Source organism: Sorangium sp. So ce1504 (genome assembly GCF_051521635.1).
Taxonomy (GTDB): Bacteria; Myxococcota_A; Polyangia; order Polyangiales; family Polyangiaceae; genus Sorangium; species Sorangium cellulosum_B.
On record NZ_CP150365.1, the window covers coordinates 11,713,610 to 11,735,376 of the forward strand.

Annotated in this window: 15 protein-coding genes; 7 read left to right on the plus strand and 8 right to left on the minus strand. The window is 70.1% G+C overall.

All coding sequences use genetic code 11. The features are described from left to right. The first annotated feature begins 37 nt into the window (after window positions 1-37). Complete coding sequence (locus WMF39_RS44160; RefSeq protein WP_437742426.1) at window positions 38-1,192, plus strand: aminotransferase class I/II-fold pyridoxal phosphate-dependent enzyme; 1,155 nt, start codon at window positions 38-40, stop codon at window positions 1,190-1,192. After that, a complete protein-coding gene (bioD, locus tag WMF39_RS44165) occupies window positions 1,189-1,887 on the plus strand; it encodes a dethiobiotin synthase (protein ID WP_437742427.1) in 699 nt (232 codons plus the stop codon). Before WMF39_RS44160 ends, bioD begins: the two co-directional genes overlap by 4 nt. A gap of 148 nt (window positions 1,888-2,035) precedes the next feature. On the opposite strand, the gene WMF39_RS44170 is transcribed toward bioD, so the two are convergent. Further along, a complete protein-coding gene (locus WMF39_RS44170; RefSeq protein ID WP_437742428.1) occupies window positions 2,036-2,683 on the minus strand; it encodes an ATP-binding cassette domain-containing protein in 648 nt (215 codons plus the stop codon). 33 nt (window positions 2,684-2,716) lie between these two features. Next, window positions 2,717-4,453, minus strand: coding sequence for a serine/threonine-protein kinase (locus WMF39_RS44175; protein ID WP_437742429.1), 1,737 nt, complete (start codon window positions 4,451-4,453; stop codon window positions 2,717-2,719). Window positions 4,454-4,824: 371 nt separating this feature from the next. Between WMF39_RS44175 and dnaN the strand changes: the two genes are divergently transcribed. The 4 genes from dnaN (at window position 4,825) to clpB (ending at window position 12,946) form a co-directional block, all read left to right on the plus strand. Continuing rightward, window positions 4,825-5,955 carry a DNA polymerase III subunit beta gene (gene dnaN, locus WMF39_RS44180; RefSeq protein WP_012240773.1) on the plus strand — a complete coding sequence of 377 codons (1,131 nt, stop codon included), beginning with the start codon at window positions 4,825-4,827 and terminating at the stop codon, window positions 5,953-5,955. Beyond that, window positions 5,952-7,103 carry a DNA replication/repair protein RecF gene (recF, locus tag WMF39_RS44185; RefSeq protein ID WP_437742430.1) on the plus strand — a complete coding sequence of 384 codons (1,152 nt, stop codon included), beginning with the start codon at window positions 5,952-5,954 and terminating at the stop codon, window positions 7,101-7,103. The genes dnaN and recF overlap by 4 nt, the downstream gene beginning before the upstream one ends. Window positions 7,104-7,555: 452 nt before the next feature. Continuing rightward, the gene (gene gyrB, locus WMF39_RS44190) at window positions 7,556-10,054 is read left to right on the plus strand and encodes a DNA topoisomerase (ATP-hydrolyzing) subunit B (RefSeq protein WP_437742431.1); all 2,499 of its coding nucleotides are present in this window, start codon (window positions 7,556-7,558) and stop codon (window positions 10,052-10,054) included. Between the two features lie 282 nt (window positions 10,055-10,336). Beyond that, window positions 10,337-12,946: an ATP-dependent chaperone ClpB gene (gene clpB, locus WMF39_RS44195; RefSeq protein WP_437742432.1), complete on the plus strand. Its 2,610-nt coding sequence runs from the start codon at window positions 10,337-10,339 to the stop codon at window positions 12,944-12,946. A 33-nt stretch (window positions 12,947-12,979) separates the two neighbouring features. Here clpB and WMF39_RS44200 read toward each other — a convergent pair whose 3' ends face one another. The 6 genes from WMF39_RS44200 to WMF39_RS44225 all read right to left on the minus strand — a co-directional run bounded on the left by WMF39_RS44200 (window position 12,980) and on the right by WMF39_RS44225 (window position 20,339). Beyond that, window positions 12,980-14,221, minus strand: coding sequence for a CinA family nicotinamide mononucleotide deamidase-related protein (locus WMF39_RS44200; RefSeq protein ID WP_437742433.1), 1,242 nt, complete (start codon window positions 14,219-14,221; stop codon window positions 12,980-12,982). A gap of 160 nt (window positions 14,222-14,381) precedes the next feature. Further along, a complete protein-coding gene (locus tag WMF39_RS44205; protein ID WP_437742434.1) occupies window positions 14,382-15,254 on the minus strand; it encodes a formylglycine-generating enzyme family protein in 873 nt (290 codons plus the stop codon). A gap of 30 nt (window positions 15,255-15,284) precedes the next feature. Continuing rightward, entirely contained in the window at window positions 15,285-16,739 is a 1,455-nt protein-coding gene (locus WMF39_RS44210; RefSeq protein ID WP_437742435.1) for a carboxypeptidase-like regulatory domain-containing protein, read from the minus strand. Beyond that, the gene (locus tag WMF39_RS44215; protein ID WP_437742436.1) at window positions 16,736-17,479 is read right to left on the minus strand and encodes a hypothetical protein; all 744 of its coding nucleotides are present in this window, start codon (window positions 17,477-17,479) and stop codon (window positions 16,736-16,738) included. The genes WMF39_RS44210 and WMF39_RS44215 overlap by 4 nt, the downstream gene beginning before the upstream one ends. Continuing rightward, on the minus strand, window positions 17,476-18,048 hold the full coding sequence (locus WMF39_RS44220) for a cytochrome c-type biogenesis protein (RefSeq protein ID WP_437742437.1): 573 nt from the start codon (window positions 18,046-18,048) through the stop codon (window positions 17,476-17,478). Before WMF39_RS44220 ends, WMF39_RS44215 begins: the two co-directional genes overlap by 4 nt. After that, window positions 18,045-20,339: a heme lyase CcmF/NrfE family subunit gene (locus WMF39_RS44225; RefSeq protein WP_437742438.1), complete on the minus strand. Its 2,295-nt coding sequence runs from the start codon at window positions 20,337-20,339 to the stop codon at window positions 18,045-18,047. The genes WMF39_RS44220 and WMF39_RS44225 overlap by 4 nt, the downstream gene beginning before the upstream one ends. A gap of 158 nt (window positions 20,340-20,497) precedes the next feature. Between WMF39_RS44225 and WMF39_RS44230 the strand changes: the two genes are divergently transcribed. Next, window positions 20,498-21,760: a LeuA family protein gene (locus tag WMF39_RS44230; protein WP_437742439.1), complete on the plus strand. Its 1,263-nt coding sequence runs from the start codon at window positions 20,498-20,500 to the stop codon at window positions 21,758-21,760. The last annotated feature ends 7 nt before the right edge of the window (window positions 21,761-21,767 follow it).

Genomic DNA, 21,767 nt, shown 5'->3' on the forward strand with positions numbered 1-21,767 from the left:
GGCCCTGCCGCTGTCTGGAGATGGCATGCCTGCACCCATGGATGAAGCTTTCCAGGCCCTCGACCCCACGCCTGGAGGCATGAACGCTCTTCGCCATCTCCAGGACGAGCTCTCCGAGATGGAGCGCGCCGGCTTGCTTCGCACGCCGCCTGCTGCCCCGGCTTCCGACCGGCTGCTGGTCCTGTGCTCCAACGACTACCTCGGCTACGCCGGGCTCGCCTTGCCTTCCGAGGTCGGGACCGCGAGCGGTGCGGGGGCGTCCCGCCTGGTGAGCGGGACCCACGAGGCCCACCTGATGGCCGAGAGAGAGATCGCCGCCTGGCTGGGCGTGGAAGCGACGTTGCTGTTCTCCTCGGGGTATGCGGCGAACGTCGGCACCGTCGCTGCGCTGGCCAGGCCGGGAGATGTCGTCGTGTCGGACGCGCTGAACCACGCGTCGCTCATCGACGGATGTCGTCTCTCCGGCGCGACCGTCGAGGTGGTGGGCCATGTCGACGTGGAGGCGGTGGAGAGCGCCCTCGTGCGGGCCAGGGGCGCGCGCCGCCGGTGGGTGGTGACCGAATCGCTCTTCAGCATGGATGGCGACACCCCCGACCTCGGCCGCCTCCGTGAGCTCTGCGATCGTCACGATGCCGCGTTGATCGTGGACGAGGCGCACGCCCTCGGTGTCTTCGGACCGCGCGGGGCTGGCCTCTGCGCCGAGGCCGGGGTTCGCCCCGACGTGCTCATTGGCACGCTCGGCAAGTCGCTCGGGCTCCACGGCGCCTTCGTCGCGGGCTCGTCGACCTTGCGAACCTACCTGTGGAACCGCGCCAGGAGCTTCGTTTACTCGACCGGCATCAGCCCTGTGGTGGCGCTCGCTGCGGTGGAGCGGGTCCGCCGCGCCGCCGCGGACGACCCGGCTCGGGCGCGTCTGGCGATGATCACCCACCGGCTTCGCTCTGGTCTGCTGACGCTGGGAGCCGAGCTGCTTCCTGGCTCCTTGGGCCCGATCCTCCCCTGGCTTCTGAAGTCGCCGGGGGCCGCGGTGGAGATGTCTCGGCGCCTCGCGAGCGAGGGCGTCCTCGTCCAGGCGATCCGGCCACCGACGGTGCCGGCGGGTACGTCGCGGCTCCGTATCGTGGCGAACGCGTCACTCTCCGAGTCGGACGTCGAGCGTGCCCTCGCAGGATTCCGGGAGGCGATGCGATGAGGGAACATCCTGTTTCACGTGAAACAGGACGGATCCGGGTCGCCGTGGTCGGAACCGGCACCGGGGTGGGCAAGACGCACGTGTCGGTCGCGCTGGTCGCAGCGCTGGCAGCTCGCGGCGATAAGGTCTGCGGCTTGAAGCCCATCGAATCGGGCATCGACGGCACCTCGACGACCGACGCCGAACAGCTGGCGCTCGTCAGCTCGGTCCAGCCCGAACCAGCCCCCTACCGCTTCGCTGAACCGCTCTCCCCTCACCTGGCAGCGCGCCGTTGCGGACACGCCATATCGCTGGACGTCGCCACCGCGTGGGTCGACAGGCAGTCCGCTCCCCTCGCGGTCGTGGAGAGCGCCGGCGCGCTCCTCTCCCCGCTCGGACCAGGACTGACGAACGCAGACCTCGTGCGCGCACTCTCGCCCGATGCCGTCGTCTTGGTCGGCCTCGACCGGCTAGGCATCCTTCACGAGGTCGCTTGCTGCACGCTCGCCCTTCGCGCGCTCGCCCCTGGTCTTCCGCCAGCCGTGATCGTGCTGAACCCGCCGACAGTGCCCGATGCATCCACCGGCACGAACGCGGGGGAGCTCGCTGCGCTCGGCATTGCTTCCGGCGCTGTCGTGATGCCGCGCGCCGCTCCAACAGCGCCGGCATCGCTCGCCGCGGCGCAGATCGCCCTGGCGCGCCTCGCCCTTTCGTAGCGAGACGTCGTCACGTTCAAGGGGTGACCAGCCCCGAGGTTGTGAGAAATCAAGCCGAGCTACCGGACCCGAGTACCCGGTCCTGAGCTCCGGCCCGAGGCCCCCACCCGGCGGGTTCGCAGGACTTGCGACGGATCGGTGCGCGTCGTCAGGAAGCGCCGGTGACGACGCGACCCCGCTCCAGCACGAGACGGGCGGCCGCTCGCTCCCGGAAGACCTCCGGCTCGTGGGACACCACGACCACCGCGGCGCCCCGCGCCACCTCCGCGTCCACGACCGCGAGCAGCCGCGCCACCCCTGCGCGGTCGAGGCCCGTGGTCGGCTCATCCAGCAGCACCAGCGAAGGCTGGTGCACCAGGGCTCTCGCGAGCGCGATTCGTTGTCGCTGGCCGCGCGAACACGTGCGGAGCGGCCTCAGCGCAAAGCTCCCGAGCTCGAAGCGCTCCTCCGCATGACGCCACGCCTCGTGCGCGTCGAGCCCGTGGAAGCCGGCCGCCAGCTCGACGTTCTGCCGACCGGAGAGGTCCGGGTACGCCAGCGACTCGTGGGACAGCCAGCCGATGGTGCCGCGCGCCGTCCCGACATCGTCGCCCAGCGGCTCGTAGTTCACCGCGCCCGACGTGGGACGGATCACGGTCCCGAGGATCCCGAGTAGCGTCGACTTGCCCGACCCGTTCGCCCCCTCGATGAGCGTCAATCGCCCTGCCTCGATCGTCGCGTTCACCCCACGCAACGCCGCCGTTGCTCCGTAGGTCTTCACGACGCCACGAGCCACCACGCGCTCGATCGTCCTCACAGCGCTCACCTCGTTCCTGCGCTCGCGTTCCCGTCAGCCCTTGTCGCCGCCTCGAGCGCGACCTTCGCCCTGAACGACCGTGGTGATGTCCTCCGGGAACGCTGGCGGATCAACGACAGTCGCCTCGGAATCGTCGGAGAGCTCCGCTCCCGCCTCGAGCGGACTCAACGACGGAATCGTCGGTCGATCTTCCGACTCATCGTCTCGAGACTGCCCGTCATCCGTCTCCGCGACCGGCTCGCTCGGTCTGCGCACAGCGCCACCGTCGGACGACCGCAGCGACCGCACGCCATGAGGGACCTGCAGCCCTCTGCTGTTGCGGTCCGCCGTCTGCGGTCCCTTCCTCGCCGCCGCCTCTGTGCCGAGAGCGTCCGCCAGGACGACTCTGCCAGGGTCACTCTCGTGCTCGCCCTCTCCGAGCCGAGCGAACCTCATCGTGCCGTCGTCGGACTGTTCGTCGACGACATTCTGAACGGCAACGCGCTCCAGCCGGCGCTTCTGTGACACCGGCACCTTGTTCTTGAACCGCCGCAGCCCTTCCAGGAACTCCCGCGCGCTCTGGAATCGTTCATCCCGCGCCTTCGCCAGGGCGCGATCCACGAGGCGCGAGAGGCCGGGCGGAATCGTCGGATCGAGCTCCGTCATCGGCCGGTGCCACAGCGTGAGAATCTGGACGAGCAACGCATTGTAGTTGCGGGCCACGAATGGGCGCTGGCCTGTCAGCGCCTCGTACAGGATCACGCCCGCAGCCCACAGATCGAGCCGGCGGTCAAGCTCCGCGTCCCCCCGTGCCTGCTCGGGCGCCATGTAGTACGGCGTGCCCATCACCATGCCGGTGCGGGTCAGATCCGTCAGCGCCCCATCCATGCCCGAGGCCTGGGAGATGCCGAAATCGAGCAGCTTGGCCACCGGCAACATGCCGGCGCGCTCCGAGAGGAAGATGTTCTCTGGCTTCAGATCACGGTGGACGACCCCGCGATCATGCGCCGTCACCAGCGCCGAGAGCACCTGAAGCATGATGTCGACGAGCTCGCTCGGCGGAACGACACCACAGCGCTCGATCCGCTGCGCCAGCGTCTCCCCGTGGAGACGTTCCATCACGAGGTAGGGACTGCCGTCAGGGAGCCACCCCATATCGTACACTTCACAGATGTTGGGATGACCGATCCGCCCGGCGACCCGCGCCTCGTGCTCCAGCCTCGAGATGGCCTCGCGCTTCTGGGTCTCCCGCGGATGCATCACCTTGACAGCGACCAGCCGCCCGATCTGGAGGTGCTCCGCCTCGTACACCGCGCCCATGCCGCCCTCCCCGATGATGGCGGTGACCGCGTACTTGTCGCCGATCACGTGGCCGAGCAGCGAGCGCCCGGAAGAGGTCGGGCTCACGCCGCGGCTCCCGGGCCACGCCGGCGTCCGCGAGCCCGCCACGGCAGACGGCGGAGCGCGCGACGCAAGAGCCCGCTGCTCCGCACCTGGCGCCAGCGCGCCGCGCACCGATGAGCTCGGCGCCACACCGGCCGGCCACCTCAGCAACGGCGGCGCCACCCTCGACGAAGGATGCGCTGAGGGCCGATGGCTCGGCAGCAACGGAGCCGCGCCAGCGCGAGCGCCCGCGCGCGACGGCGGCGGATCGCTCGGAGCGACGACCAGCCCGGTCGCCGGACACACGACCACCGCGAGATCGTGGTGGCTACCGCAGTGGATGCACCGCACCGAACTCAAGTCCGTACAATTTGAAATACTCCATCCAGGTGCTGCTCGGAACTGCACAGCGCATCGGGGCAGAGCACGCAGGTAACGCTCGGTTCCACATCACCCCGCACGCCCCCTGGGGGATCCTTGGGGATAACCCCGCCGGCAACCCTGGGGGCAAAACGGGGGAGATCGGCCATCCGCCAGCTCTCCCCTGTCCACCTACCCCTGAGGACGGTCCATTTACCCCAGGGCGTCCGCTTCTAACTCGTTGGATTCGTTGCGCATTCTGAGTTATCCCCGCCCTCCACAACGCCTACGACGAAGACGATGTCTTTATCTATCTATTTCATGGAAAGAAGAGGCGTTGCGCAAGGTCACGCGAGCGCTCATTTCCAGCGCACCCCCGGGCGATAACCCTGCTAAAGGGAGCGACTCCGGAGTCGGCTATGGACCTTGTGATCCCCAAGAAAGATCTGCTTCGCCTCGTCGCGCGCTGCCAAGGCGTGGCGGACAAGAAGAGCGCGATGCCCGCGCTCGCCAACGTCCTGCTCGCCGCCGAGGGCAACGCGGTCCGCGTCGCCGCGACCGACCTGTACCTCGGCGTGACCGGCCAGACCCACGCGGACATCAAGACCGGCGGCACCGTCGCCGTCCCGGCCAGGGACCTGCTGGAGCGCGTGAAGGCCATGCCCGATGGTCCGATCCAGATCACCACCACCGAGGGCGCGCACACGTCGCTCAAGGCCGTGGGATCGCCCCGGCGCTACACGCTCCCCGGGCTCCCCGGCTCGGAGTTCCCGCAGCTGCCCGCCCCGGCGGTGGACGCGCCCTCGCTGGAGCTCCCCGTCGAGCAGCTCGCGCTCCTGATCACCCGGACCCACTTCTCGATCTCCACCGACGAGACCCGCGCCCACGTGAACAGCGCCCTGTTCGAGTGGGCCGGCGATCGCGTCAGGATGGTGACCACCGACGGCCATCGCCTCTCCAAGATGGAGGCGACCGTGTCGGGAAGCTCCGCGACGGCCACCATGCTCATCCCGCTCAAGGCGATCACGGAGCTCCGCCGCCTCGCCGAGGAGGCGCGCGCCGAGAAGGAGACCCCGATGGTCGCCATCACCCAGAGCGGGCCGAACGCCTTCTTCAACATCGCCGGGATGCAGTTCTCGGTGAAGCTCGTCGACGCGCAGTTCCCGCCCTACCAGCAGGTCATCCCGTCCGTCACCGAGCGCTCGGTCCGCGCCCCCCGCGTCGCGTTCGCCGAGGCCCTGCGCGCCATCGCGCTCGCCGCCAACGACCGCACCGGCGGCGTCAAGCTGTCGATCGCGCCGGGGACGCTCCGGATCACCAGCGAGAGCCCCGACACCGGCGCCGGCTTCGACGAGGTGGCCGTCGACTACAGCGGACCCGAGGTCACCATCGGCTTCAACGCCAAGTACTTCCTCGACGTGCTCGCCTCGATCGACGACGAGGAGGTCATCCTCGGCATCTCCGGCGAGCTCGACCCCGCCGTGATCCGGCCCGGCAGCGAGTCGAACCAGCAGAGCTACGTCGCCGTCATCATGCCGATGCGGATTTGAGCGCGCCCTCCGACGAGCTCCAGGGGCCCTCCCCGAGCCTCCTCCTCGAGCGGCTCCACATCCGCGAGTTCCGGAACCTCGGCCGCGTCGACGTCGAGCCCGCGCCGCGCATCAACGTGATCGCAGGCAACAACGGGCAGGGCAAGACGAGCCTGCTCGAGGCGATCTACTTCGCCGCGACCTCGAGGAGCTTCCGCACCCACCGGCTGGCCGAGCTGGTCCGCCACGGCGCCCCCATCGCGAGCGCGCGCGCGCGCTTCGTCGAGCGCCGGGACGCGCTGCAGCCGCTCGCGCGCGAGCAGACCGCCGCCGTGGAGAACAAGCGGTGCGTCGTGCGCATCGACGGCAACCGGCCCCCGAGCCTGGCGAGCTTCGCGACGCGATCGCCGGTCGTCGCCTTCCACGCGGAGGAGCTCGCGCTGTCCACCGGGCCCGCGAGCGCGCGGCGCACGCTGCTCGATCGCCTGGCGCTCTTCATGGACCCGCAGAGCGCCGACCACCGGGCCCGCTATGCGCAGGCGCTCCGCGCGCGCCACGAGCTGCTCCACCGCGGCGGGGGCGCGCAGGCCCAGGCGAGCGCCGAGCTCGACGCGTTCGAGGCGCTCTGCGCCCTCCATGGCGCGGCGCTGACCCGCGCCCGCGAGGCCGCCGTCCAGGCGCTGGCGCCGGAGCTCACGCACGCCTTCGCCCGCATCGCCGCGCCCGACCTGACCCTGGTCGCACGGTACGCGCCGGGCGGCAGCAGCGACGCCGAGCAGGCGCGCGAGGCGCTGCGCGAGCAGCGCCGCCGCGACGCGCACCGGCCGAGCGCAGGCTACGGCCCCCACCGAGACGACCTGCTGCTCGAGCTCGACGGCCACCCCGCCCGCGTTGTCGCCTCCCAGGGCCAGCACAGGGCCCTCACGCTCGCGCTCAAGGCAGCAGAGACCGCTGCCATCGCTTCCGTCCGGGGCGTAGAACCTATCCTTTTGCTCGACGACGTGTCGAGCGAGCTCGATCCCGACCGGACCACGGCGCTGTTCATGTTCCTCGGAATGGCGCGCGGACAGGTATTCCTGACGACCACGCGGCGCGATCTCATCGTCACGCCGGGCGTACCTTCCTCGGAGCGGCGCGATTTCCACGTCGAAGGCGGCGCGGTCGGCTGACGTTCGTCGCGCGCGCGCCGCTGCCGGGCGCGCCGCTGCCGGACGTGCGCGGCGCGCGGCGCGCGCGATGGACGAACGTCCGCCGACCGCGCCGCGACCGCCGTCAACCGCGTTGATCCTGGCCCCGGAGCGCGCGAGTTGGGATGCTCCGGACGCGCCCGCGACGGGCACCGAAAATACGGTGTTACGAGCCTTCCGGACCCGGCGAAACGCTTGCCCGAGCCCCTGATTTCGGCTACATTTCCGCAGTCTTTACGGGGCATCGACGGGCGGTCCGCACATGAACGCTCGTGGCCCCGGAATCGATCCGGCGTCGCGGCCGCGGCGCCCGGGTCTCACCAGACGAGCTGCCATCGAGCCGGCCCCTCCACTGCAAGAACTCCGGCAATCCGAGCGGTCTCCGCCGCTCTGCGCCCCCGGTGAGAGGCGGCGGGCGCGCCACCAGGACCGAGATGACGGAACCCACCCTGAGCCAGCCGACCGACCTCACCAAGGCGTCGTATGACGCCCACAGCATCACGGCGCTCGAAGGCCTTGAAGCGGTGCGAAAGCGACCCGGCATGTACATCGGCGATGTGCACGACGGATCGGGGCTCCACCACCTCGTCTGGGAAGCCATCGACAATGCGGTCGACGAGCACCTCGCCGGCGCCTGCACGGAGATCAGGGTCACCGTCCACTTCGACGGCTCGGTGTCGATCGAGGACAACGGCCGCGGGATCCCGGTCGGGATGCACGCCAAGGGCGTGAGCGCGGCAGAGGTCGTCATGACCGTCCTCCACGCCGGCGGCAAGTTCGACAACTCCAGCTACAAGGTCTCTGCGGGCTTGCACGGCGTCGGCGTGAGCGCCGTGAACGCCGTCTCCGAGTGGCTGAAGCTCGAGATCAAGCGCGAAGGAAAGCTCTGGTTTCAGGAGTACGCCCGGGGCGTGCCGAAGGCGCCGCTCAAGGGGATAGGCGTGACGGACAAGACGGGGACGAAGCTCACCTTCAAGCCCGATCCGCTCGTCTTCAGCACGGTCGAGTTCAGCTTCGACATCCTCGCGAGCCGCCTGCGCGAGCTCGCGTTCCTGAACGCCGGGCTCGTCATTCACCTCCACGACCAGCGCCCCGACGGGAGAGCGGAGATCTACGAGTACAAGGGGGGCATCTCCGAGTTCGTGTCGCTCCTCAACAAGACCAAGGAGCCGATTCACGACGACGTGATCAGCTTCGTGTCGCAGCATGAGGCCGGCGCCACAGGCGACGGCGCGAACGGCCGCGGCAGCTCCGCGACTCCGCCGGTCGGCGTGGAGGTCGCGCTACAGTGGAATGGCTCCTATACGGAAGCCATCTTCTGTTACACGAACAACGTCCACAACAAGGATGGCGGCACCCACCTCACCGGGCTCCGCGCCGCGCTCACGAAGACGATCAACAACTACGGGAGCGCGCACAACCTCTTCAAGGAGCTGAAGCAGGGCCTGCAGGGCGAGGACGCGCGTGAGGGCCTGACGTGCGTGCTCAGCATCAAGCACCCGGACCCGTCGTTCGACTCGCAGACGAAATCCAAGCTCGTGTCGAGCGAGGTCAAGGGCATCGTCGAGGCCGCCGTCAGCGACAAGCTCGGGCAGTACTTCGAAGAGAACCCCCAGAGCGCGAAGAAGATCATCGAGAAGGCGGTCGTCGCGGCGAAGGCGCGCGAGGCGGCCCGCAAGGCGCGCGAGGTGATCCGCAAGGGCTCGCTCGACGTGACCTCGCTCTCGGGCAAGCTCGCCGATTGCCAGTCCAAGGACCCGGAGAAGAGCGAGATCTACATCGTCGAGGGTGAGAGCGCCGGCGGCAGCGCCAAGATGGGGCGCGACCGGCACTTCCAGGCGATCCTCCCGCTGAAGGGGAAGATCCTGAACGTCGAGCGCGCGCGGCTCGACCGCATGCTGAGCTCCGCCGAGGTCGGCACGCTGATCACCGCCCTCGGCTGCGGGATCAACGACGCCGGCGGCTTCGAGATCGACAAGCTCCGCTACCAGAAGATCATCCTGATGACGGACGCCGACGTCGACGGTTCCCACATACGCACGCTGCTGCTGACCTTCTTCTTCCGGCAGATGCCGGAGATCATGGAGAAGGGGTACCTGTTCATCGCGCAGCCGCCGCTCTACCGCGTGCGCAAGGGCAAGCGGGACCTGTACCTGAAGGACCAGGGCGCCCTCGACGAGTTCCTCGTGGGCAACGCCGTGGACGGGCTCGAGATCGTCGCCAGCGGCGCCCAGACGGGCGTCGCAGGCCAGCCGCTCTACCGGCTGGCGCAGCGGCTGAAGCGGTTCCGCGCCGTGCTCTCCAACATCGACAAGCGCTGTGACGCGCGGATCGTGGCGGCGCTGCTGCGGTCCAGCGGGCTCGGGCGCGACGATCTGCGCGAGACCAAGAAGGTCGCCGCGGCCGCCGACGAGCTCCGCGCCTACCTGAAGCAGCGCTATCCGGACCTGTTCCCGCTCACGCTGTCGACGCCCCGGGACACGGAGCACGGGACGAGCCGGATCGAGATCGTGCCGCGCCCGGGCGCGAGCGCGCGAAAGAGCGTCATCGACTGGGATCTGGTGAACTCGCCGGAGTACCAGGAAGCCTGGTCGATCGAGCAGGACCTCCGGTCCATCGGCGCGCCCCCGTACCGGGCGCGCACCTCGAGCGGCGAGGAGACCATCGAGAACGGGGAGTCGCTCGTCGACTACATCGAGGAGCGCGGCAAGAAGGGCATCTCGATCAGCCGTTACAAGGGCCTCGGCGAGATGAACGCGGACGAGCTCTGGGAGACGACGATGAACCCGGACGCTCGGACTCTCCTCCAGGTCCGCATCGACGATGCGGTGAAGACGGACGAGCTCTTCACGATCCTGATGGGGGATCAGGTCGAGCCGCGGCGCAACTTCATCGAGCAGAACGCGCTCAACGTGAAGAACCTCGATATCTGAGCCCACGTCTCCCGCGTCGCCGGCGCGCGGCTCCTGCGCGCCCCGCGCGGCGCTTGCGCCCCGGGGCGCGGCGCCCCGGCTCCGCGCCTGGGCGTGCGGCGCGCCGAGCCCCCGCTCGAGGCGCACGGTCGGGGGTTGACACGGGGCTGCCGCTGCACCGCTCACCTGCCCCGTTCGCTCGGCATCCCTTCAACGCCCTTCAACGCCCTTCAACGTTTTGGCAAGCCGCTTGCCTGGGCGTCCCCTTGCTAGGCGGGGCACCCGCCTTAGCTTCGAGGGGCCATGAAAATCGAGCGAATGACGACGAAGGCCCAAGAGGCCATACGAGACGCTGTCGATTTCGGCAGCCGTCGGGGAAACCCCGAGCTCTATCCCGAGCACCTTGTGCGGGCGATCGTCAGCCAGGACGGCGGCGTCGGCGCGCCTCTGGTGCAGAAGGCAGGCGCCGATCCGGCAGGCGTGCTGCGCCTCCTCGACGCGAAGATCGACACCTACCCTCGCGTCAGCGGCGGCGCCGAGCCGAACCTGTCGAGGCGCGCGCTCACGGTCCTGCAGAAGGCCGAAGACGAGGCGAAGGCGCTCAAGGACGAGTACATCTCGACAGAGCACGTCCTGCTCGCCGGCATCAAGGCCGACAAGGAGATCCAATCGATCTTCGAACGAACGGGGCTCTCGTACGACAAGCTCCTCTCGTCGCTCGCGGCCGTGCGCGGCAATCAGCGCGTGACGGACCGGGACCCCGAGGGGAAGTTCCAGGCGCTCGAGAAGTACACACGGGATCTCACGAAGCTCGCTCGACAGGGCAAGATCGATCCGGTGATCGGCCGAGACGAGGAGATCCGGCGCGTCATCCAGGTGCTCTCGCGGCGCACCAAGAACAATCCGGTGCTCATCGGCGAGCCCGGCGTCGGCAAGACGGCGATCGTCGAGGGCATCGCGCAGCGCATCGTCGCGGGCGACGTGCCGGAGTCGCTCAAGGACAAGACCATCGCGGCGCTCGATCTCGCCGCCATGGTCGCAGGCTCGAAGTTCCGAGGGGAGTTCGAGGACCGGCTGAAGGCCGTGCTCAAGGAGATCGAGGGCTCGAACGGCCGCATCATCCTGTTCATCGACGAGCTCCACACGCTGGTGGGCGCCGGCGCGGCCGAGGGCGCCATGGACGCGGCCAACATGCTGAAGCCGGCGCTCGCGCGCGGCGAGCTCCGGTGCATCGGCGCGACCACCCTCGACGAGTACCGCAAGCGGATCGAGAAGGACGCGGCGCTGGAGCGGCGGTTCCAGCAGGTGCTCGTCACGCAGCCCAGCGTCGAGGACACGATCGCCATCCTGCGAGGCCTCAAGGAGAAGTACGAGGTCCACCACGGGATCCGCATCCAGGACGCGGCGCTCGTCGGGGCCGCCGTCCTGTCGAACCGGTACATCACCGAGCGCTTCTTGCCCGACAAGGCGATCGATCTGGTCGACGAGGCGGCGTCGAAGATCCGTATGGAGATCGACAGCCTGCCGACGCCGATCGATCAGGTCGAGCGCGATCTGCTCAAGCTGCAGATGGAAGAACAGGCGCTCAAGCGCGAGAGCGACAAGGCGAGCAAGGTCCGCCTCGACGAGGTGCGGCGCGAGATCGCCGATCTCCAGGGGCAGCGCGACGCGATGCGGGCGCAGTGGATGCGCGAGAAGGAGCTCATCTCCGAGCTGCGCCGGCTCAAGCCGCAGATCGAGGAGCTCCGGCTCGAGGAGGAGCGGCTGAAGCGCGCCGGCGACCTCGGGCGCGCCGCGGAGATCCATTACGGCAAGATCCCGGAGATCGAGAAGAAGCTCGAGTCGATCCGCGCGACCCTCTCCCAGGTGCAGTCGAAGCAGAGCTACCTGAAGGAGGAGGTCACCGACGAGGACATCGCCGCGGTCGTCTCGAAATGGACCGGGATCCCCGTCTCCAAGATGCTCGAGAGCGAGATGCAGAAGCTGCTGCGCCTCGAGGACGAGCTGCGCCGGCGCGTCGTCGGGCAGGAGGACGCGCTCCGCGCGGTGTCGAACGCCATCCGGCGCTCGAGGGCCGGGCTCGGCGACGAGCGCAGGCCGATCGGATCGTTCCTGTTCCTCGGGCCGACCGGCGTCGGCAAGACCGAGCTCGCGCGCGCGCTCGCCGAGATCCTCTTCGACGACGAGCGGGCCATGGTGCGGCTCGATATGAGCGAGTACGGGGAGCGCCACGCGGTGGCCCGGCTGATCGGCGCGCCGCCCGGGTACGTCGGCTACGAGGAGGGAGGCCAGCTCACGGAGCCGGTGCGCCGGCGGCCCTACAGCGTGGTGCTGTTCGACGAGATCGAGAAGGCCCACCCGGACATCTGGAACACGCTCCTCCAGGTGCTGGATGACGGACGCCTGACCGACGGCCAGGGGCACACGGTCGATTTCAAGAACACGATCATCATCCTGACATCGAACCTCGGGACGCCGGCGGCCGCGGCGATCGAGGAGCGAGCGAACCTGCCGGCGGACGAGAAGGCCGAGCTCGTGAGGAGGGCCGTGATCGAGGAGGTGCGGAAGCACTTCCGCCCGGAGTTCTTGAATCGCCTCGACGATCTCATCGTGTTCCGGCGGCTGGCGCGCGAGCAGATGGAGCAGATCGTCGATATCCAGCTCGATCTGCTGCGAAAGCGCCTGGATCGACGCGGGCTGCTCTTCACCATCTCGTCGGAGGCGAAGGGCTACCTCATCGAGCAGGGGTGGGATCCGCAGTACGGCGCGAGGCCGCTGAAGCGCGCCATCCAGCGGAGCATCGAGGACGAGCTCGCGAAGCGGATCCTCGCCGGCGAGTTCAAGCAGGGAGACACGGTGCGGATCGACCGCGGGGCCGGAGGGCTCACCTTCACGCGCGCAGCGCCGAACTGACGCTCGCCAGCCCGCGCCCGCGCTCGGCCTGCGTCAGCGCTCAGGGAGATTGCCGGCGATGCGGCGGAGGAGGTCCAGGACGGCGTAGGCGGCGCCGAGCTGGACCTCCTCGCGATCCCCCGAGAACACCCGGTCGCGCACGACGAGGCCGCCGGGGTGCGACACGGCCCAGTAGCAGAGGCCCACCGGCTTGGTCGCCGTGCCGCCCGTCGGGCCGGCGATGCCCGTCACAGAGATGGCGACGTCGACCTCGCAGAGGCGGCGGACGCCCTGCGCCATCTCGGCGGCGACCTCGGCCGACACCGCGCCGTGGCCGCGCAGGGTGTCCTCCGCGACGCCGAGCAGCCGCGTCTTGGCGCTGTTCGCGTAGGTGACCGCGGCGCCGACCAGGTAGTCACTCGCCGGATAGCTGGTGAGCAGGTGGGAGATCAGACCGCCGGTGCACGACTCCGACACGGCGAGCCTCCAGCCACGGGCGCGCACGGAACGCCCGACCATCTCCGGGAAGGCGTCGCCCCCCTCCCCGTACACGGCGGTGCCGAGCCGCTCACGGACATCGGCCGTCGCCTTCAGGGCCAGCTCGTGCGCCATCGACTGCGTGGCGGCGCGGGCGTGGACCTTCACGTCGACCTCCGGGTAGTGCACGCGGTAGCCGAGCGTGATGCCGGGATGGGCCTCCTCCACACCCTTCAGGAGCTCGCCCAGCGTGGACTCGGGAAGACCATAGGTGCGGAGGCGGACCTGGAAGGTGTTGTTCGGCGCAGCCGGCCGCACGCGCGGCAGCACCTGCTCGGCGAACATGCTCTTCATCTCCCGCGGCACACCCGGGAGGAAGAACACGGTGGACTCGCCCAGGTGGATGCCGAAGCCGGGCGCGCTGCCGGAGGAGTTCGGAAGGATCTCCGACCCGGCGGGGACCTCGGCCTGCTTCTCGTGGCCCGCGTTCATCGTCTTGCCCCGGCTCTCGACGCGCCGGCGAATGGCGAGCAGCGTGCTCTCGTCGCGCACGAGGTCGGTGCCCATCGCGCGCGCCGCGGCCCGCGCGGTGAGGTCGTCGGTCGTGGGGCCGAGGCCGCCGGTGGCGATCACCAACCGGTGCGCGCTCGCGAGCTGGCGGACCGCGGCGACGATGCGATCGACGTCATCGTCGACGGTGCTGGATTCGCTGACCGTGAAGCCCGCTGCGGTGAGCTCGGCAGCGAGCCAGGCCTCGTTGGTGTTGATGATCTCGCCCCGGGTGAGCTCGGTCCCGATCGAGAGAAGCGCGACAGCCATTGGGACTCGGGACTCTAACTCCATCCGGCGCCGCCGGAGCGCGTTTCCGGATTGTTTTGAGGTCGGAAAGCGGGGTGGTTTTGTCCCCCTACCCCGTTTGTCCCCCCACCCCGTCCCCTCCCCCACCCGCCCGCCGCGGAGCGGGGCGCGCTTGCGAGCGCTACGGTGGATAGACACACCGGAAGCCGAGATCCGGCGCTCGGATGGATACCGGGACAAGGCGACGATTCCAGGTGCGGAGCGCCGCCGCGGCCCCATCCGTCCATGATCCGCCGTGAGTTCCCGAAAACTCGCCCTCGAGCGGATCAGGGGCCGCCCACTCGGCAACATTGCCGGCCAGATCGAACACCCGACCGCCGGCGTGCACGGCGGCGCCGTCGGGGCGCGAGCCGGCGAGCTCGGGGCCCGTCGCGCCCCAGCCGCACGGGCCCGCTCGCAGGCCAAAGGCGGCGCGCCGGCAGACCGCGCCGGTGTCTCCCCACGGGTACCGCCGGCCCGCGTCGCCCGCCGCGGCGAAGGCGAGCTGATCACGTGAGGGGAGCGCCCCGCCCGCGAAGGCGCAATACCGAGCCGACTCGGCCAGGGTGACGCCCGTGACGGGGACCCCGGGCTCGCCGCGCAGCGGGAGCGGGGCGCACGCGCCGGCCTCGACGCAAGCGGCGTAGCGCTGCTCGGTGATCTCGAACGCGTCGAGCGAGAACGCCGGGACGAACACCGCGCGCGGGTCGACGATGCCCTGCGCCTCCCAGTCGCTTGGCCCGAGGCGCAGCGTCCCGGAGGCGATGCGGACGGCCGCGCCCGGCGCGACGCAGCCAGCGGCCGTGACCGTGAGGCCGGCGCTGCATCGCCCCGGCGCGCCTGCGCAGCGGCCGGCGTCATCGAGGCGCTGGCCTTCGCCGCAACACCGCGGGCCGAGCGCGACCATCCCCGGCGCGCAGCGCGCCGGCGGCTCCGCGCGATGGAGCGCCAGCGCGACGATGGCGCCGATCAGGAGGGCCGCGCCCGCGGCGAGACCGGCCTTCCACCGCGGCATCCGCCCGACGTCCGGTGCTGCCCCCACCCCTCAGGAGCGCGGCGATCCGGCGTCGACCTTGAGCGCGCCGGCCGCCTCGCGCGCGCCAGCGGCCTTCCCGCGCGCCGGCCTGGCCTCGATCATGGCCACGATGCGCGCGAGCGCGTCGAGGAGCGCCGCACGCACGCGATCGTACGTCTTCGGGCCGACGTCGCCCCGCTTCCGCGCGCGCTCGAGCTCGACGAACTCGTCGAGGAGCGCGTTCCGCGCCTCGAGCAGCTCCCGCCGCTCCTCGTCGTCGGGCCCGCGGTCCTGGTCGCGCCGCCGGACCAGGTTCAGCGCGGCCCCGCCGATCACGGTCGCGCCGGCCAGCACCAGCGCGATCCACCGGCCCACGCCCGGCGTCGGCAGACCACCGAGCGTGATCTCGATGACCTTCATCCCGCCCTCCGTGCGGACGCCCTGCATCTCGGTGATCAGGATCTTCTTCCCGTCCCGGTTCTGGGTGCGCTGGGCCGCGGGGAAGCCGGCGACGTTCAGCGTCATCGACTTCGACGCCTCGGCCATCACCCGCATCTGGGCCATGCGCGGCGGCAGCTCGATGCGGATCGTCTGGCGCTCTTCGTCATGGAGCGGGACCTGCCAGCGGAACTGCCCTTCGTGCCGGCCAGGGCTCACGGTGCCGCGCAGCGCCACGCCGGTGCCCTTGACCTCGTCGAAGCGCATCTCCTCGCCCATGCCTTCGGTCTTGTTGAAGGCCTTGTAGTCGCGCGGGAGCGCGAACGTCTCGTTGGGCAGCCAGGCGACGCGGCCGAGGTTGAAGACCTGGAACAGCTGCTCCACCGAGATCGAGTCTTGCCGGAGCTGGAGGTAGACGATGCCCTGCGTCCCGACCATCAGGCCGCTCACGTTCGGCGTGGCATCGTAGACGTGGAGCACAGCCCGCTTTCCGGCCTCGGCGCTGAGCCCGAAATGCGGGATCGAGAACGTTCCGCCGTCGCGCGTGACCGAGATGCCGTAGCTCGTGCCGCCGGCGATCGCGAGGTTCTCGAGCCGGACGGTGCCCGCGTCGTCCGTCTCTCGGCTGATGCGCTCGCGCGAGTCGCCCTTCGCCACCGAGCTCTGCAAGATGTCGACGTCGACGGAGATGCGAGGGACGGGGTTCCCATCCGCGTCCTGCACGGTGAGCACGAGGACGCCGGGCGGGAGCCCTGTGTCTTCCTGGACGGTGTCCTCGGGCGCATCGAACAGGCCCGTCAGCTGCTCCGAGGTGCGCCGGGAGGCCGCATCTGCCGCGGGAGGCTTTCCCACCGGCGGATGGCCCGAAGGCAGCCCCTGCCCCACCTCGGGATGCCCCGGCGGGAGCTCGCTCGCAGCGTCGGGCGCGCCTGCGTCCACCGCCGCGGGCTGCGCCGACGCAGCCGGCTGCGCCTGCACCGCCTGCGCGGCGGTGATGCTCAGCGAGGCGATCGCGGCGAGCGCGGTACACCCGGTCCAGCGCATCACGAGGCCCTCCTGCGGTCGTTCTCATCGACGCTGGCCGCGGCGTCGTCCGTCGCAGCCGGGTCGTCCTGAGGCGCGCCGAGCGCGCGCTTCGTCCCGCACTTCTTGCAAAACACCGCGTCTTCGTCGTTCAGCGTGCCGCACTCCCCGCACGCCACGCCCTGCGTCGCCGCGGGCTCCGCCGTCGCCGCGGCCTCGTCCGGCTCCCTGGGCGCGCCGTCGTCCTGGAGCCCGGCGCGCTGGAGGTGCCTCGCCACGAGCGCCGCGACCTGCTCGCGCCGCGGCTGCGCGTCGGCGTCCAGCAGGCGGAGGAGCCGCTTCGCCTCGGCGCGGTACTTCGCGACGAGCTCGGCGTAGTCCTCATCGCTGATCTTCCCGACGCTCCGCTCGAACTCGAGGTCCTTGAGCGCGCGCAGGACAGCCTGCTTCTGCTCCTCCTCCGCGCGCGGCGCGCCGATCGCGTACGCGTCGGCGCCGCTCAGCGGCGTCTCCCCGATCAGCACGCGGAGGCTCGCCCAGAAGATGGCGATGACGGCGACGAGCGCGCCGCCCGCGAGCACGAGGATCGCCGCGGGCGGCCCGGCGACGAGCCCCGCGATGCCAGCGCCGACGAGCGCCGCGAGCGGCGCCCCGAAGCGGGCGTAGTGCACGATCTGCCGCTCCAGCGGCGAGTCAGTACCCCGGGTCACGGTCTCGTCGGCCGTGGCCGAGGTGGCGCTTTTGGCGGGCTGTTCGGCGCTCATTCGCGGTCTTCGCGGTCCAGGCTCTTGAGCTCCTCGTCGAGCTTGTCGTCGTAATCGTCACGGGCGCCGGGGACAACGCCCTTCGCGGATCGCTGCTGGCCGGCGGCGCCCGCCTCGTCGCTGCGCCGCTTCCATCGGCGGAGCGTCGCGACGACGATGCCCGCGCCGACCACGATGGCGCCGAGCGGGAGGAGGTAGAGCAGCCGCTGGCTCCCCTTGTTCGGCGGCACGGCCAGCGCCTCCGCCCCGTAGCGCTCGGCGTAGGCGGCCTGGATCGCCTCGATCGACAGCCCCGACGCGAGCGCCGCGCGGAGCTGGTCGCGGCGCTCGTGCGCGGTGCCGCACGTGCACGTCCCGAGGGTCTCGCGCGGGCAGCCGCACGTGCAGATCAGGCTCCAGAAGAGCTTGCGCTCGATGTCGTTCGCGATTCCGACGACGCCCGAGCGCTGCATCCCCTCGCCGAGCTGCTGGCTGTGGGCGAACTCCGGCGAGCGCAGCAGGACGACGAGGGCGAGGGCGCCCGCGACGAGGAGGGTGATGCCTTGGATGAGTCTTCGCGTGCGGCTCATTCGAACGCCGGCTGCCTCGGTTCGGCAGCGGTCGGGAGCATGGCACCGATCGCGGGCGACCGCCCGGAATCAACCGACGCGCCCGAGCCCGGGGCGCGGACGTCGCCGTCCGCCGCGCCGGGCGCGACCAAGACGGGCCGCCCGAGCCCCTCCTGGGCGGGGCGCCCGTAGGCCTGCGACGCGCCGCCAGCGAGCAGGAAGGCGAACACGACGGACGCGGTGACGGACCCCGCCGCCCGCACATAACCGAACGCGCCGGCCTCCTCGAGCGCGATGTCAGGCCACATCGCGACGAGCGCCCCCAGGATGAGGATGCCCGCGCCGAACCACATGAACGAGATCAGGTTGTTCACGTGGATCTGGAACGAAGCGACCTTCGTCTGGGGGTTCGCCATCCCGATGATCACGTAGAGGTCGTTCTTGACGGTGATGTGCCGCGCGACCTCGGTCGACGGCGCCTCCGGGGACGCCTTGTAGATGAACTTCGCGGGGCTGATCCGGCCGATCGGCGCGCCGTGGCGCTCGACGTCGAGGTCGGCGAAGACCATCCGCTTCTCGCTGTCGACCTCCATGCGCGGGCCGGCGTAGGTGAGGCGGTACTCCTCGATCTGCACGGACTCGCCCGGGTGGAGGCTGATCTCCTTGTCGACGCCCCACGCGCGACCGGCGAACCCGAGGAACATCACCGCGATGCCGACGTGCACGATGTAGCCGCCGTAGCGGCGCCGTGACCTGGCGATCAGGTTGTAGAAGGAGGTGAAGAGCGGCTCTTTCCCGCGCTTCTGCCGCGCCGCGATGCCGCGGGCGAACTCCTGCGCGACCACGGCGATGTTGAACGCGGCGATGGCCACCGTGAAGAACGGGTAGGTCGACGCGAGCTTCGCGAGCGCGTCGCCGAGCTGGCCGGGGTAGATCGGGTCCACGGCGACGAACGGGGCGAAGCCCACCCTCTTCCCGAGCGTCAGGTGGAGCGCCACCGTGACGACCGTGGCCAGCACCGGCCAGCGGAAGCTCTTCCGGAAGAGCTCCGGCGACGTCTTCCGCCACCCGAGCAGCGGCGCGACGCCCATGAGCAGGAAGACCACGAGCGCGATCGGGGGCAGCCACATGTTGTAGAACGTCGGCCCGAGCGTCGACTTCTGGTCGAGCAGCCACTCGCTGATGCGCGGCCACACCGTCGCGACCGCGATGAAGATCATGATGCTGAAGAAGCCCCAGTTGTTGAAGAGGAACGCGGCCTCGCGCGACAGCATCGACTCGAACTGCCCGTCGCTGCGCAGCCGCGGCAGGCGGTAGACGATCAGCGCGGTGCACGTGGCCAGGATCACGGCCATGAAGCCGACGAACCAGATGCCGATGCCGGACTGGGCGAACGAGTGGACGCTCGCGATGAGGCCGGACCGCGTGAGCCAGGTGCCGAAGATGGTGAGGAAGAACGTCCCGCAGATGAGCGAGATGTTCCACACCTTCAGCATGCCGCGGCGCTCCTGGATCATCGTCGAGTGGACGTAGGCGCTCGCGGTGAGCCACGGGAGGAACGCGGCGTTCTCGACCGGATCCCAGGCCCACGGGCCGCCCCAGCCGAGCTCCTCGTAAGCCCACAGCATCCCGAGCACGTTGCCGATGGAGAGGAACAGCCAGGAGAAGAGCATCCACTTGCGCGTCGCCACGATCCACTCGCTGTCGAGCCGGCCCGTGGCGAGCGCGGCGATCGCGAACGCGAACGGGACCGCCGCGCTCGTGAAGCCGATGTAGAGGCTCGGCGGGTGGATGATCATGTAGAAGTTGCGCAGCTGGTAGTTCAGCCCGTTGCCGTCGAGCGGGGCGCCCGCCACGCTCGTCCGGAACGGGTTCACCGCGAAGATCATCAGCGCCGCGAAGAAGATCAGGACGCTCATCAGCGTCGCGATGACGTAGGGCTGGAGCTCCAGATACCGGCGCTGCAGCCAGACGACGCAGCCCCCCGAGAAGAGCGCGGTCAGGAACATCCACCAGAGCAGCGAGCCGTCCTGCCCGCCCCAGAGCGCCGCGATGAGGTACGGCGTGCTCATGGACCGGTCGCTGTACTGCGCGACGTAGGCGATCCGGAAATCGTGGCTGACGAAGGCGTACGCCAGCACGAGCACCGCGAGGCCGACCAGCGCGATCGTGCCGTACGCGCCGAGCCGCGCCGCCTGGAGCAGCCGCGGCCGCCCGCGCGCCGACGCGAGCCCGACGGCGAAGGTATACGCCGCGGTCACCAGAATGGCGTAAAGGACGCCGGTCCCGAACTCAGGTAGGGATTGCCACATCGTCGTGGGCGCAAGCTTAGGCTTGCCGGGCGCGCAGGGCCAGCGCACCGCAGCGCGCGACCGATCGCCCGTCTCCACCTGCGCCGTGCGTCATGTCGAGCGCCCCGGAAAAGCTTCGCTTCAGGCCCGGCGTCGAGCGCGGCGCACTATAATAGTGCATGGCGATCGCTGCCTCCGGTAACCGCCCGACCGAGCTGACCTACGACTGGAACGAGGTGGGTCGCGCCGGGCGGGTCATCCCGGAGAACATCGGCTTCTTCGACGAGACCCTGCGCGACGGCCTGCAGAACCCTTCGGTCGCCGATCCGAACATCGAGAGCAAGCTCAAGCTGCTCCACCTGATGGCCAAGATCGGTATCCAGATCGCCGACGTCGGCCTGCCCGGCAGCTCGCAGCGGGCGTTCGAGGACGTGCTCCGGATGTGCAGGGAGGTGGCCGACAACAACCTGCCGCTCCGCGTCGCCTGCGCGGGCCGCACGGTCGTCTCGGACATCACGCCCATGATCGAGATCTCCCAGCGCGCAGGGATCCCTGTGGAGATCTACGCCTTCATCGGATCGAGCCCGATCCGCCAGCTCGCGGAGGCGTGGGACGTCGACCTCATCGCGCAGCGGAGCGCCGCGGCGATCGACGCGGGCGTGAAGGCCGGGCTCCCCGTCGCCTACGTCACGGAGGACACGACGCGCTCGCGCCCCGAGGTGCTGGCGACGCTCTTCAAGGTCGCCATCGATCACGGCGCGTCCCGGCTGTGCCTGTGCGATACCGTCGGGCACGCGACGCCGGACGGGGTTCGCAACCTCATCAACTTCACGCGGGCCATCGTCGCGGGGGCCGGGGCGTCGGTCGGCATCGACTGGCACGGCCACAACGATCGCGGCCTCGCGCTCGAGAACGCGATCTGGGCGCTCCAGTTCGGCGCGGACCGGGTGCACGGCACCGCCCTCGGGATCGGCGAGCGGGTCGGCAACGCCGCGATGGAGCTCATCCTGCTCAACATGAAGCTCCTCGGCCTCCTCGAGCACCAGGACCTCACCCACCTCCTCGAGTACTGCACGACGGCCGCGCAGGCGGTCGGCTGGGAGGTGCCCATCAATTATCCCCTGGTCGGACGGGACGCCTTCCGCACGGCGACCGGCGTGCACGCGGCGGCCATCATCAAGGCCGAGTCGAAGGGCGACTCCTGGATGGCCGACCGGATCTACTCCGGCGTCCCCGCCGGCATGTTCGGGCGAAAGCAGGAGATCTGCGTGGGCTACATGTCCGGGGCCTCCAACGTGAACTACTGGCTCCGGCAGCGGAAGATCGAGCCCTCGAAGGAGCTCGTCGACGCCATCCTGGCGAAGGCCAAGGCGACGGATCACATCCTGTCCGAGGAGGAGATCCAGGCCGTGATCGAGCTGCACCGCGGCCGCCAGGCCTGATCTCGGG